Origin of the sequence: Citrobacter sp. XY323, assembly GCF_025106035.1 — a bacterium.
Taxonomy (GTDB): Bacteria; Pseudomonadota; Gammaproteobacteria; order Enterobacterales; family Enterobacteriaceae; genus Citrobacter; species Citrobacter braakii.
Window position 1 is genome coordinate 37493 of the sequence record NZ_JANYUK010000021.1, and the last position, 13758, is coordinate 51250.

Below are 13758 nucleotides of genomic sequence, written 5' to 3' on the forward strand. Positions count from 1 at the left end.
GAGGAGATTGTTTCTGATGAGCCAACAGAGACCTGACCGTATCAAACAGATGCTGCACTACCTGTGGCAACATCGCCATCTCTCCACACAGCAGGCCATGGAGCTTTTTGGCTATGCGGAAGCGACTGTTCGTCGTGATTTCCAGTATATCGCCAACCAGTATCCAGGCATGATCCGCGGTCACGGTTGTCTCGACTTCGACGACAGTACAGACGACAAAGAGTACGTCTTCGACGTGAAACGCACATTGCAATCTGTGGCGAAGAGAGAAATAGCCGCCCTTGCCCGAACAATGATCAAAGATGGCGACTGCTTTTTTCTCGACTCCGGGTCAACCTGCCTCGAACTGGCGAAATGCCTGGCCGATGCGCGGGTAAAGGTCATCTGCAACGACATTAAAATCGCCAATGAGCTGGGCTGTTTTCCCCATGTGGAAAGTTACATCATCGGAGGACTGATTCGCCCGGGTTATTTTTCGGTAGGAGAGAGTCTGGCGCTGGAGATGATCAATGCGTTTTCCGTAGAACGCGCGTATATCTCCTGCGATGCGCTATCGTTGGAAACGGGGATCACCAATGCCACCATGTTTGAGGTCGGGGTGAAAACACGGATTATTCAACGCTCGCGTGAAGTTATTCTCATGGCCGATCACTCAAAATTTGATGCCGTTGAGCCGCATGCTGTAGCAACACTATCATGTATTAAAACGATCATTAGTGACAGCGGGTTATCAGAGACTATTGCACTGCGTTATCAGCGAGCCGGATGTCAGTTGTTTTTACCTCATTCAATAAAGTGATAAGCAAGTTCGTTCGAGAGGGATTTCAAGTAAAAAAAATCAATGGTACCCGATAGAAAATATTGGCGATGCGCTCGAACGAATAAAGAAGCCCTATGCGCAATCCACGCGCTACGATGTTGCAACAACACTCCATCTACTTTTTATTCTCATTCACTAAATGTGGCTGTTCTAGATTCATTATTCAAACTGCGGACAAGATCACATTTAATCACTTCATTACGGTTCAGCATGCTGAACAAAGCATATTTTCCACTATGTAATGTCGATACCATTTATTCCATGAGCAAGGAGGAGCCATTATGGTTCGCAAAGGGTGTAATTCATTAGTCCGTGCCGAAAAAATATTAACCCACATTGCATGGGTTGGCATGGCAAGTTATATGGAGTTATTAAATAAATTCCAATACCCAAAAAGCAGCCTGCTTAATTTATTGAATGTAATGGTGGAATGCGGTTTCTTAATTAAAAACAAAAACGGCTACTATTCACTGGGAATAAAAAACTACGAATTGGGTTGTCAGGCGTTACACCGTCAAAATATATTTGAGGTGACTAAGCGGCCAATGCAGGAGTTGTCGCTGAAAAGTGGACTGGTTTGTCATCTAGGGGCGATGGAGAGCATTTCGGCTATCTATCTCGACAAGATCGAAAGTCCGGACTCGGTACCGACGAGCAAAAGCTGGATTGGCAAAAAACTTGAATTGCATATTACTGCATTAGGTAAGGCGTTATTAGCCTGGAAGACACGAGAAGAACTGGATTATTTTTTAGAGGCACTCACGTTAACCCCGCATACGTGCAATACATTTACCGATAAAAAGTTGTTTCTGGAAGAATTACAAAAAACACGGCTTCGGGGGTGGGCCATAGACAACGAAGAATCAACCTATGGTGCGGTATGTTTAAGTATGCCGGTATTCAATATGTATAACAGGGTTAACTATGCAATCTCACTTTCTGGCGATCCAGTAGTTTATTCAGGAAATAAGATAGACAGCTATCTGGAATTGCTCCGGAAATGCGCCGGGCAAATATCATATGGGCTGGGATACAGAAACGAAAATGAGCATTTACGAAAAGGAAACTGAGGTAATGAAAAAATTCCGCGGCATTATTCCACCGGTATCCAGCACGTTTCATCGTGACGGAACCCTTGATAAAAAGGCAATGCGCGAAGTTGCCGACTTCCTGATTAATAAAGGGGTCGACGGACTGTTTTACCTGGGTACCGGTGGTGAATTTAGCCAGATGAATACAGCCCAGCGCATGGCGCTCGCCGAAGAAGCCGTGGCAGTTGTGGGTGGGCGAGTGCCGGTATTGATTGGCGTCGGTTCGCCCTCCACTGACGAAGCGGTCAAACTTGCGCAGCATGCACAAGCCTGCGGTGCTGATGGTATCGTCGCTATCAACCCCTACTACTGGAAAGTCGCACCACGCAATCTTGACGACTATTACCAGCAGATCGCCCGTAGTGTCACCCTGCCGGTGATCCTGTACAACTTTCCGGATCTGACGGGTCAGGACTTAACCCCGGAGACCGTGACGCGGCTGGCTCTGCAAAACGAGAATATCGTTGGCATCAAAGACACCATCGACAGCGTTGGTCACTTGCGTACGATGATCAACACAGTTAAGTCGGTACGCCCGTCGTTTTCGGTATTCTGCGGTTATGATGACCATTTGCTGAATACAATGCTGCTGGGCGGCGACGGTGCGATAACCGCCAGCGCTAACTTTGCTCCGGAACTCTCCGTCGGCATCTACCGCGCCTGGCGTGAAGGCGATCTGACGACCGCCGCGACGCTGAATAAAAAACTACTACAACTGCCCGCTATTTACGCCCTGGAAACACCGTTTGTCTCACTGATCAAATACAGCATGCAGTGTGTCGGGCTGCCTGTAGAGACGTATTGCTTACCACCGATTCTTGAAGCATCAGAAGAAGCAAAAGATAAAGTCCACGCGCTACTTACCGCGCAGGGCATTTTACCAGTCTGAGGAGAAACTCATGTCTGTTCGCAATATTTTTGCTGACGAGAGCCACGATATCTACACCGTCAGAACGCACGCCGATGGCCCGGATGGCGAACTGCCATTAACCGCAGAGATGCTTATCAACCGCCCGAGCGGGGATCTGTTCGGTATGACCATGAATGCCGGAATGGGCTGGTCTCCGGACGAGCTGGATCGGGACGGTATTTTACTGCTCAGTACACTCGGTGGCTTACGCGGTGCAGACGGTAAACCCGTTGCGCTAGCGCTGCACCAAGGGCATTACGAACTGGATATCCAGATGAAAGCGGCGGCCGAGGTTATTAAAGCAAACCATGCCCTGCCCTATGCCGTGTATGTCTCCGATCCTTGTGACGGGCGTACTCAGGGTACAACGGGGATGTTTGATTCACTACCATACCGAAATGACGCCTCGATGGTGATGCGCCGCCTTATTCGCTCTCTGCCCGACGCGAAAGCAGTTATTGGTGTGGCGAGTTGCGACAAGGGGCTTCCGGCCACCATGATGGCACTCGCCGCGCAGCACAACATCGCAACCGTGCTGGTCCCCGGTGGCGCGACGCTGCCCGCAAAGGATGGAGAAGACAACGGCAAGGTGCAAACCATTGGCGCACGCTTCGCCAATGGCGAATTATCTCTACAGGACGCACGCCGTGCGGGCTGTAAAGCCTGTGCCTCTTCCGGCGGCGGCTGTCAATTTTTGGGCACTGCCGGGACATCTCAGGTGGTGGCCGAAGGATTGGGGCTGGCAATCCCGCATTCAGCCCTGGCCCCTTCCGGCGAGCCTGTGTGGCAGGAGATCGCCAGAGCTTCCGCGCGAGCTGCGCTGAACCTGTGTCAAAAAGGCATCACCACCCGGGAAATTCTCACCGATAAAGCGATAGAGAATGCGATGACGGTCCATGCCGCGTTCGGTGGTTCAACAAACCTGCTGTTACACATCCCGGCAATTGCTCACCAGGCAGGTTGCCATATCCCGACCGTTGATGACTGGATCCGCATCAACAAGCGCGTACCCCGACTGGTGAGCGTACTGCCTAATGGCCCGGTTTATCATCCAACGGTCAATGCCTTTATGGCAGGAGGTGTGCCGGAAGTAATGTTACATCTGCGCTGCCTCGGATTGTTGCATGAAGACGTTATGACGGTTACCGGCAGCACACTGAAAGAAAACCTCGACTGGTGGGAGCACTCCGAACGGCGTCAGCAGTTCAAACAACTCCTGCTCGATCAGGAACAAATCAACGCTGACGAAGTGATCATGTCTCCGCAGCAAGCAAAAGCGCGCGGATTAACCTCAACTATCACCTTCCCGGTGGGCAATATTGCGCCAGAAGGTTCGGTGATCAAATCCACCGCCATTGACCCCTCGATGATTGATGATCAAGGTATCTATTACCATAAAGGCGTGGCGAAGGTTTATCTGTCCGAGAAAAGTGCGATTTACGATATCAAGCATGACAAGATCAAGGCGGGCGATATTCTGGTCATTATCGGCGTAGGACCTTCCGGTACCGGGATGGAAGAAACCTACCAGGTTACCAGTGCCCTGAAGCATCTGTCATACGGTAAGCATGTTTCGTTAATCACCGATGCACGTTTCTCGGGCGTTTCTACTGGCGCGTGCATCGGCCATGTGGGGCCAGAAGCGCTGGCCGGAGGCCCCATCGGTAAATTACGCACCGGGGATATCATTGAAATTAAAATTGATTGTCGCGAGCTTCACGGCGAAGTCAATTTCCTCGGAACCCGTAGCGATGAACAATTACCTTCACAGGAGGAGGCAACTGCAATATTAAATGCCAGACCCAGCCATCAGGATTTACTTCCCGATCCTGAATTGCCAGATGATACCCGGCTATGGGCAATGCTTCAGGCCGTGAGTGGCGGGACATGGACCGGTTGTATTTATGATGTAAACAAAATTGGCGCGGCTTTGCGCGATTTTATGAATAAAAACTGAAAGCATAAATAAAAACATCCAGACACCTGAATTATCCGGCTATGCATCATTCGTTATTTGCTCAGTCGGATAATGATGGGTCGCTACCCTGTTATGAGAGGACGTTATGCCACTAATTATCGTTGTGGCAGGGATTGCTTTACTCCTGCTTTTAACCATAAAAATTAAGCTTAATACGTTTGTTTCGTTAATTATTGTCTCGATTGCTGTCGCCATCGCCAGTGGTATGGATTTGAGTAAAGTTGTCACCTCAGTCGAATCCGGACTTGGCGGTACGCTGGGCCATATTGGTTTGATATTTGGCTTCGGTGTTATGCTCGGTCGCTTGCTGGCCGATGCGGGTGGTGCGCAGCGAATAGCGCTGACCATGCTGAATTACTTCGGGAAAAATAAACTTGACTGGGCAGTGGTCTGTTCGGCGTTTATTGTCGGTATCGCACTTTTTTTCGAAGTCGGTTTAATTCTTCTGGTACCTATTTTATTCGCTATTGCCCGTGAAGCAAAAATATCGCCGATGTTTATGTGTGTGCCGATGCTTTCCGGTTTGCTGGTCGCACACGGTTTTTTGCCGCCGCACCCCGGCCCGACAGTTATCGCCAGAGAATATGGTGCTGATGTAGGATTGGTACTGATATACGGTATCATAGTCGGCATTCCAACCTTTATTCTTTGCGGCCCGGTATTGAATAAATTCTGCCAGCGTATTATTCCGGACGCCTTTAAAAAAGAGGGGAATATAGCCTCTCTCGGCGCGACCCGCCGATTCAGCGAAAGCGAAATGCCTGGCTTTGGAATCAGTTTTCTCACGGCAATGCTGCCGGTGATCCTGATGGCGGTTGTCACCATCATCCAGATGACTCATGCCAAAAGTGCCGCAGATTCAGGCTTATTCTACAACGTGATACTGTTCTTAGGTAATTCGACGATCGCCATGCTGATTTCACTGCTGTTCGCGATCTATACCATGGGCCTGGGGCGCGGGAAAACAATCCCTGACCTGATGGATTCTTGCGGAAAAGCTATCGCGGGTATTGCCGGTCTGCTGCTGATTATCGGTGGTGGTGGTGCATTCAAGCAAGTTCTCATCGACTCTGGCGTTGGTCAGTATATTTCTACCCTGGTTTCGGGTATGGATATTAACCCGATCCTGATGGCCTGGGGCGTGGCCGCATTCCTGCGTATTTGTCTGGGTTCAGCCACCGTCGCGGCGATCTCTACCGCCGGTCTGGTCATCCCATTGTTGGCAGTACATCCCAATACCAACCTGGCCTTGATTACGCTGGCTACCGGCGCCGGATCCTGTATTTGTTCTCACGTTAACGATGCCAGTTTCTGGATGATTAAAGACTTTTTTGGCCTGACCACCAAAGAAACGCTGTTATCCTGGACGCTGATGTCCACACTCTTATCCATCAGTGGGCTGATTTTTATTCTGCTCGCCAGCTTAGTTTTATAATCGGGTTCTTACCAGTGAGCCAACCTGTCGTTCACTGTCCCCCATAATTTAGTGAGTGACGGCAACCGTCTACACGGTGACGAATCGCTGGCGATCTAAAAGGGGCGATATTGAACCGTTGATTATGCTGGAAGGGTGTACTCTCAGTAATACTGTAAAGCCGGAGCATGTCTCCGGCTTTACAGTATGGGGGAACAGAGGGCGATCGCTCAAATGGTATGCTGGTTTATTTCATGTAAAAGAATAAAATATCTGTATAAAATCATGCCACTGGCAATCTGCATCAACTCTCCGGGTAAACAGGGTTAAGATAAGCATTTCCCCGGTTTAATACAGGTATACAAAAGTGGATAGAGATCAAACAAACAGCAGCCTGTTCAATGATGATCCCGTACTTCATGCAACATGGCTGTACTATCAGGAAGGCAAAAGCCAGACTGAAGTTGCATCTATCATGGGGGTGTCCCGCGTCACGGTTGTCAAATACCTGCAAACAGCCAGGGAAAATGGACTGGTTCATATCAACCTGGATGTGAATGTCTTTGGATCTATCGACGCAGCTTTGCAAATTCGCGATAAATTCAATCTCCAGAGAGTGATCATCGTGCCTGATGGCGAACATGCCGGAAAACGTGATGATACAAAGCTGATGCGTACTCGTCTTTCACGTGCCGGTGGCATGTATCTGAATCAGGTAATTGAGAATGGTGATGTGCTGGGGGTTGCCTGGGGAAGAACAATCCATCAGATGAGCAAAACCATGACGCCGAAGTCATGTAAAAATGTCACTGTTATTCAGATGCTCGGTTCCATGCCCTCTCAACCAGACCTGACGATTATTGAATCCTCATCGCAAATCGCTTACAAGCTTTCAGGCCGTGTCGCTTCGCTTCATGTTCCTGCCGTGGTATCAAGTGCCAGACTGGCCATGGAATTACAGGCAGAGCCTATTATTCGATCGAATTTTGACGTTCTGACTCGCTGTACGAAAGCCTTTTTTGTCGTGGGTAACGCGCTTGATGAAAATCCCCTGATTCGGGTGGGCGTGCTGAATAAGAAGGAAATGCAGACGTATCGGGATTTAGGCGCAGTAGGTGTCATTTGTGGCCGCTTCTATGACAAGGAAGGGATGCCCGTCGTGGCTGATGTTGACCAGCGTATTCTGGGAATCAGTCTGGCTCAGTTAAGGCAGATTGAACGGAAGATCTTTCTTGCTGGTGGGGAAAGAGGCTATGACGCAACGTTGGGTGCCCTGCTGGGAGGATATGTCACGGACCTGATTGTTGATGAAGGAACGGCAGAGTTTTTGCTGGCGTGTGAATTACCACACTAAAAGAATGAACAACTGCCCCATGTGGATATGGGGCAGGATTTTATTGATTAGCGGCGATAATAAGAACAATACCCACAATGTATGAAATAAACATGGTCAGCAGCAGTTTATTGGTTCCGGCTGGCGCACTGGCAAATTCTCTCCAGATGAAGACCCCCCAGATCACGGCAATCATCGTGGCACCCTGTCCCAGACCGTAAGAAATGGCATAACCCGCCTGACCAGACGCAATCAGACTGAATGCAAGACCGACACACCAAATCATACCGCCCAGCCAGCCGCAAACATGATCCCGTAAACTCCCGGAAAAATACATTTTCCCGTTGACCGGTTCTCCTGAAATAGGCTTTTTCATGACCAGCGTGTTAAGGACAAAGTTCGACAAAAACAGCCCCACGGCAAACAGGACAAGTGCTGAGTACGGCGTCATCAGACCGCTGGCAGGCTGACTGAAATTGTCAGACATGGAGTCAGCCAGGAAGCGGAAAAACCATCCCATGATGATACCCGCCAGAATGGCAGTGATGAGACCTTTATTACGACGGGATTTATCCGCCTCCTGCGTGACACGACCATAGGCTATCGCGGTAAAAATAATGGCGATCACAACGCAGGCGACACCGAGGAACAGAATGAGCGGATCGCCCTGCGGATTGCCGATATAGGTGGTGATTACACCCAGAGCCAGTGCCAGCCCCACACCCACAGGAAAAGCTACCGCCATACCGGCAAGATTAATAGAAGCTACCAGAAGGATATTGGAAATATTGAAAATAATCCCTGCCAGTATTGCCGACATCAGACTACTACTGCTCGCCTGCTGAATATCAGGTATAAAGCTACGACCGGCTTCGCCCATAGAACCCAGCGTGAAGGCAAATAACAAAGAACACAGCAATAATCCAATTGAATAATCCCAATAGAATAGAGGAAACTCCCATTTTTTATTGCTGACAAGTTTGGTTGTATTCGCCCATGAACCCCAGCAAATCATGGTAATAAAACACATTATTATGGCGACAGCATACGATTCCACGATAAACATAAATAACTCCTTGTGGTAGTTATAATCAATCGTTGTGGACAGAGGGGATAGCAGCCATTCCGCGAATGGCTGCTATATGTTATTAATTAAAATAAAGCTGTAATTACGCTTTCAAACCATACGTTTTGAATTTTTCAAGAACGATGGTCATTTCGGCTTCAGACAGAACGGGAACATCGTGATGTAATCCGCCACATTTGATGTATAAATCAGCCAGCGTCTCGGTTTCACCCGCCAACCACAACGTCTTTTCCAGCGTGACGTCCATGGCCAGCATACCGTGGTGCTGCATCAGCAAGGACTTACTTTCTCTGATCCCTTTAGATACACCGTCGGCCAGTTCAGGGCTGCCAAAGGTATAATAGGGAATACAGGGAATATGATCCGTCCCCGATACCGCCACCATATAATGAATGGCCGGAATTGAATGATTATGTATTGCCACCGCCGTGGAATTCACCGCATGCGTATGTATGACAGCATTCAATTCTGGTCTGGCTTTATAACACGCCAGATGAAATAACCATTCACTTGATGGTATTTTACCCGCGTCAGGTACTCCCTTATCGTCTACAAAGACAATCATGTCCGGCGTCATCTTTGAATAAGCGATCCCACTCGGCGTAATCAACATGCCACCGGTATATCTGGCACTCACATTACCTGATGTTCCTTGATTAAGACCTGACGCATTCATTTCCCGACAAGTGGAAATGATATTTTCTGCTAATTTGATCCTTTCCATTCTTGCTCCTTAACAGCACTGGCCGTCGCTAGAGTGAGTTACTCTTAAGGTCAGCAAACATCCCCGACAGCGCTGACTCACTGGCGGCACAGACTCCCCGTTCAGTAATGAGGCCGGTGATATATTTGGCAGGCGTGACGTCGAAAGCATAGTTTCCGCAACGTGTTCCTTCAGGGGCAATATTCACCCAGCTCAACTCTCCATGAGGGTTTATCCCGTAGACATGGGACTGTTCCTTTCCGTCACGTTGTTCAATCGGAATGGTTTTTCCGTCTTCAATAGTCCAGTCAATGGTGGGTGAAGGTAAAGCGACGTAAAAGGGCACATGGTTATCATGGGCGGCCAGCGCTTTAAGATAGGTGCCTATTTTATTACAGACATCTCCTTTGGCCGTTGTTCGATCGGTCCCGACAATACAAAGATCAACGTCGCCGTGCTGCATCAGGTGACCTCCCGCATTGTCGGCAATCAGGGTGTGAGGAATGCCATGTGATCCCAGTTCAAATGCCGTGAGCCCTCCCTGATTGCGTGGCCGCGTTTCATCCACCCAGACATGAACGGAAATTCCGTTTTCATGCGCTTTATAGATGGGGGAAAGTGCCGTGCCCCAATCTACGGTCGCCAGCCATCCTGCGTTGCAGTGCGTCAGGATATTTACCACACTGCCTGCCGGTTTTTTCTGGGCTATTTCGCGAATGAGTTCTGCGCCATGTAATCCAATTCGTTCACACAACGCGACATCTTCCTCGGCAATTTCTGCCGCCAGCGCCCAGGCCACATCCTTGCGCTCTGATATACAGAGATCCTTCAGTGTGGCTATCATCCTGTCGAGAGCCCATTTGAGGTTAATTGCCGTTGGTCGGGTTTTGATAAGAAGGTCATAGTAACGCTGCAGACCCATGTCACTGGCATCGTGATTCATTCCCAGCGCGATACCATAGGCTGCAACGACACCAATAAGCGGAGCGCCACGAACCCACATCTCCTGAATAGCCGTAGCGGCCATTTCCGCAGAGGTAAGCGCCACCACCTCGAACTTAAAAGGCAACTTAGTCTGATCGATGATTTCTACCGCTTTTCCATCCCCGGAAACCCAGACCGTACGGTAGTGTTTACCTTTAATATTCATAATGACCTCTTACTTAACCTTCGCAGACTGGATGACGGAGTCCATATTTTTAAACTGGCGGGCATTGACGATAAGATCGCGCGCCATGGTCAAAGCGCGTCGTTCACATTCTGCGCGAAGCTCTGTATTTTCAATCTGTTTCAGCTCGGCAACGCCAGCAAAACCAATGATCCGGCGATTCATTTCCATGCCGGCATTCACCAGGGAATCTTCAAGTAGGGTGGCAAAAAACTGATCCTGTGCGTCCTCAAGAGCGGCCCTGTTCTGTTGATACATTTCTGTCGGCCACGCGTCGCCCTGTGTTTTGTTGTCCCAAAGCTGACGGAACTCCCGGGTGAAAACGGACCAGGTTTGGACAATCTGCTGAAGCAGCCATTCCTGATAGTCAGCGCGACGTTGCTCATTCGCATCCCACCCAGGGCGTGAGAAGAACGCCAGCAGAATGTTGCCGATATAATTGCCGATATCAAACGCCATTGGACCCATGAAACCGAATTCTGGATCTATCACTTTGGTATCCGTGTCGGTCACCATGATTGACCCTGAATGAAGGTCACCATGTAACAATGCCTGCGCTTCTGTCATAAATTTGTACTTATAACGCATGGCAACCTGGATCATCTCTACATCAGCCCAGGCCTTATGGACGGCATCGTCCAGTTCAGGAGAAGTCCAGTTATTCCGTTCAGCGTTGTAATAGGGCTCTGTGAAGATCAGATCTTCCGTAATTTTGCACAGCTCATGATTCAACGCGAACTCGGCAGTAAGCGCTTTTTTCTGTTCTGCTGACATGCCAATGTCAGACGTATTAAAGAGAGTCTGAGCTAAAAAACTGCCGATATCTTCTGCTAGCTTAGGGAATTTTTTACCGTTAATCAGTTCCTTACGCAGAATTACGTGAGGCGTCAGATACTCCATGGCAAACAGTGCCATTTCCGGGTCGTAAAAATAGACCTGCGGAATCAGTGAGTGACCCGCGTATTTTGCTTCTTGACATAAAACGTTGTACTCAAAGCCTGCTCGGCTCAGAGATAAAGGCCATCCTTCGCCTCCTGCACGAAGCCAAGGCAAAGCTTGTTTTACAATGATGGTTTTATGCGTCCCTTCAACGATAAACACCATGTTCAGGTTTCCGTCCCCCACTTCTGAAACTTTCCACTCTTCAGGTAACCCTCCCGGTTCGCATGAAGGGGTCAGTCTGGATGAGAGATAACCCGGCAGCGTGTCACATGTCAGCGGCTTGTAACCTGATGGAATTGAATCCGTCATAACAGTTCTCCTTGTCTACACAGAATGATAATCAACTTGTCACATGACAACTATACATTATCAAATGTAAATTTATTTGTGACGTATGTAGATTTTTTGAACTGGAGAAAATTAAAAATGATGTTGTATGGAGTCATGATCCTTACAGGAACCAGTAGAGGCAAGCATCCATCATTACGATATAATTCATGTTGTTATATCACAGCAATAGTACTGCGCGGGGAATTATTACGGGCAATCTTAGGCGAAAGGAAGTATTGAAGTGACAGAATAAAACCATACTTGTTTTTATACATATGTATTTTTCTGTTGTCTTTTGTTTTGGCGACACATGGTATTTGTCATGCCGATGCTAATAGACAGATAGATTCTAGGGCCAACAGCCCCATCATCATGATGGAGCAACAGAGGTGAGTCTAACGTTCCCGCACTTCTTATCGATCGGCACTAACGATCAATATCGAGAAACTGATCTATCAAAACGATTATCTTTCTTGCAACCTGCCTGGTTATCCTTGCCTTACATTGCACGCAGAAAAGCCCTTTATTACGGTTAGTTATCTAGCTGAGGCTTGCTACGCCCATTTTCCATGTACCCCAAATCAAGAGGTCTGAATCACCACAGGTTTAACATACACCTCGGAGTCATTTGAAATGGCTTAAAGAGAGGTGCACATGAGCAGTAAGCGTTATCCTGAAGAGTTTAAAATTGAAGCAGTTAAACAGGTTGTTGATCGTGGCTATTCTGTTTCCAGTGTTGCAACACGTCTCGATATCACTACCCACAGTCTTTATGCCTGGATAAAGAAGTAGGGGCCGGACTCATCCACCAACAAAGAGCAGTCAGATGCTCAGGCCGAGATCCGCCGACTCCAGAAGTAGCTGAAGCGGGTTACTGACGAACGGGACATATTTAAAAAAGCCGCGTACTTCGCAAAGCTGTCCGACTGAGGTACGCCTTTATCCGTGACAACTCCTGTTGCTGGCCTATTCGTCTGCTCTGTAGGGTGCTGGATGTTCATTCCAGTGGTTTTTACGCCTGGCTTCAGCAGCCGCATTCTCAGCGCCACCAGGCAGATCTGAGACTGACGGGACAGATCAAACAGTTCTGGCTGGAGTCCGGTTGTGTTTATGGCTATCGCAAGATCCATCTGGACCTGCGGGACAGCGAGCAACAGTGCGGAGTGAACAGAGTCTGGCGACTGATGAAGCGTGCCGGGATAAAGGCTCAGGTCGGGTATCGACCCCCATGAGCGCGTGAAGGTGAAGCCAGTATCGTGACACCCAACAGACTCCAGCGACAGTTCAACCCGGAAGCATCGGATGAACGTTGGGTAATGGACATAACTTACATCCGAACCCACGAGGGCTGGCTGTATCTGGCCGTAGTTGTTGACCTGTTCTCGCGCAAAGTTATCGGCTGGTCAATGCGACCCCGGATGACAAAAGATATTGTTCTTAACGCACTGCTGATGGCTGTATGGCGACGTAATCCCCAAAAACAGGTGCTGGTTCACTCAGACCAGGGCAGTCAATACACAAGTCATGAGTGGCAGTCGTTCCTGAAGTCACACGGGCTGGAAGGTAGCATGAGCCGTCGCGGTAACTGTCATGATAACGCGGTTGCAGAGAGCTTTTTCCAGCTACTGAAACGCGAACGGATAAAGAAATAGATCTACGGAACGCGTGAAGAAGCCCGTAGCGATATTTTTGATTACATCGAAATGTTTTATAACAGTAAGCGTCGGCATAGTTCAAGCGATCAGATGTTACCGACAGAATACGAAAACCAGTATTATCAACAGCTCGGAAGTGTCTAGATTATCCGTGGCGATTCAACTTAATGATAACTACAAACTCACTAACTCACTAACTCACTAACTCACTAACTCACTAACTCACTAACTCACTAACTCACTAACTCATTAACTCATTAACTCATTAACTCATTAACTCATTAACTCATTAACTCATTAACTCATTAACTCATTAACTCATTAACT

Annotated in this window: 10 protein-coding genes and 1 pseudogene; 7 read left to right on the plus strand and 4 right to left on the minus strand. The window is 48.5% G+C overall.

Annotated features, from left to right (window positions below; translation table 11 throughout):
• The first annotated feature begins 16 nt into the window (after positions 1-16).
• From N0B36_RS23280 to N0B36_RS23305, 6 genes are all read left to right on the plus strand, one after another.
• A complete protein-coding gene (locus tag N0B36_RS23280; RefSeq protein ID WP_047497975.1) occupies positions 17-799 on the plus strand; it encodes a DeoR/GlpR family DNA-binding transcription regulator in 783 nt (260 codons plus the stop codon).
• A 302-nt stretch (positions 800-1101) separates the two neighbouring features.
• Positions 1102-1890, plus strand: a complete 789-nt coding sequence (locus N0B36_RS23285; protein WP_047497972.1) for an IclR family transcriptional regulator — start codon at positions 1102-1104, stop codon at positions 1888-1890.
• 4 nt (positions 1891-1894) lie between these two features.
• Positions 1895-2800, plus strand: a complete 906-nt coding sequence (locus N0B36_RS23290) for a dihydrodipicolinate synthase family protein (RefSeq protein WP_047499100.1) — start codon at positions 1895-1897, stop codon at positions 2798-2800.
• Between the two features lie 10 nt (positions 2801-2810).
• Positions 2811-4778 carry a xylonate dehydratase YjhG gene (gene yjhG, locus N0B36_RS23295; protein WP_047497969.1) on the plus strand — a complete coding sequence of 656 codons (1968 nt, stop codon included), beginning with the start codon at positions 2811-2813 and terminating at the stop codon, positions 4776-4778.
• A gap of 106 nt (positions 4779-4884) precedes the next feature.
• Entirely contained in the window at positions 4885-6234 is a 1350-nt protein-coding gene (locus N0B36_RS23300) for a GntP family permease (protein ID WP_001128363.1), read from the plus strand.
• 346 nt (positions 6235-6580) lie between these two features.
• Positions 6581-7567 (plus strand): sugar-binding transcriptional regulator, encoded by a 987-nt coding sequence (locus N0B36_RS23305; RefSeq protein ID WP_047497966.1) that lies wholly within the window; start codon positions 6581-6583, stop codon positions 7565-7567.
• Positions 7568-7607: 40 nt separating this feature from the next.
• Here N0B36_RS23305 and N0B36_RS23310 read toward each other — a convergent pair whose 3' ends face one another.
• From N0B36_RS23310 to mtnK, 4 genes are all read right to left on the minus strand, one after another.
• Positions 7608-8612 (minus strand): GRP family sugar transporter, encoded by a 1005-nt coding sequence (locus tag N0B36_RS23310; RefSeq protein ID WP_000471144.1) that lies wholly within the window; start codon positions 8610-8612, stop codon positions 7608-7610.
• A 103-nt stretch (positions 8613-8715) separates the two neighbouring features.
• Positions 8716-9357, minus strand: coding sequence for an L-fuculose-phosphate aldolase (locus N0B36_RS23315; RefSeq protein WP_153690299.1), 642 nt, complete (start codon positions 9355-9357; stop codon positions 8716-8718).
• Positions 9358-9385: 28 nt separating this feature from the next.
• Positions 9386-10486 (minus strand): S-methyl-5-thioribose-1-phosphate isomerase, encoded by a 1101-nt coding sequence (gene mtnA, locus N0B36_RS23320; RefSeq protein ID WP_259689318.1) that lies wholly within the window; start codon positions 10484-10486, stop codon positions 9386-9388.
• Positions 10487-10495: 9 nt separating this feature from the next.
• The gene (gene mtnK / locus N0B36_RS23325; RefSeq protein ID WP_049282230.1) at positions 10496-11755 is read right to left on the minus strand and encodes an S-methyl-5-thioribose kinase; all 1260 of its coding nucleotides are present in this window, start codon (positions 11753-11755) and stop codon (positions 10496-10498) included.
• Between the two features lie 675 nt (positions 11756-12430).
• Here mtnK and N0B36_RS23330 point away from each other — a divergent pair.
• Positions 12431-13575, plus strand: a pseudogene (locus N0B36_RS23330) (IS3 family transposase).
• Positions 13576-13758: the final 183 nt, after the last annotated feature.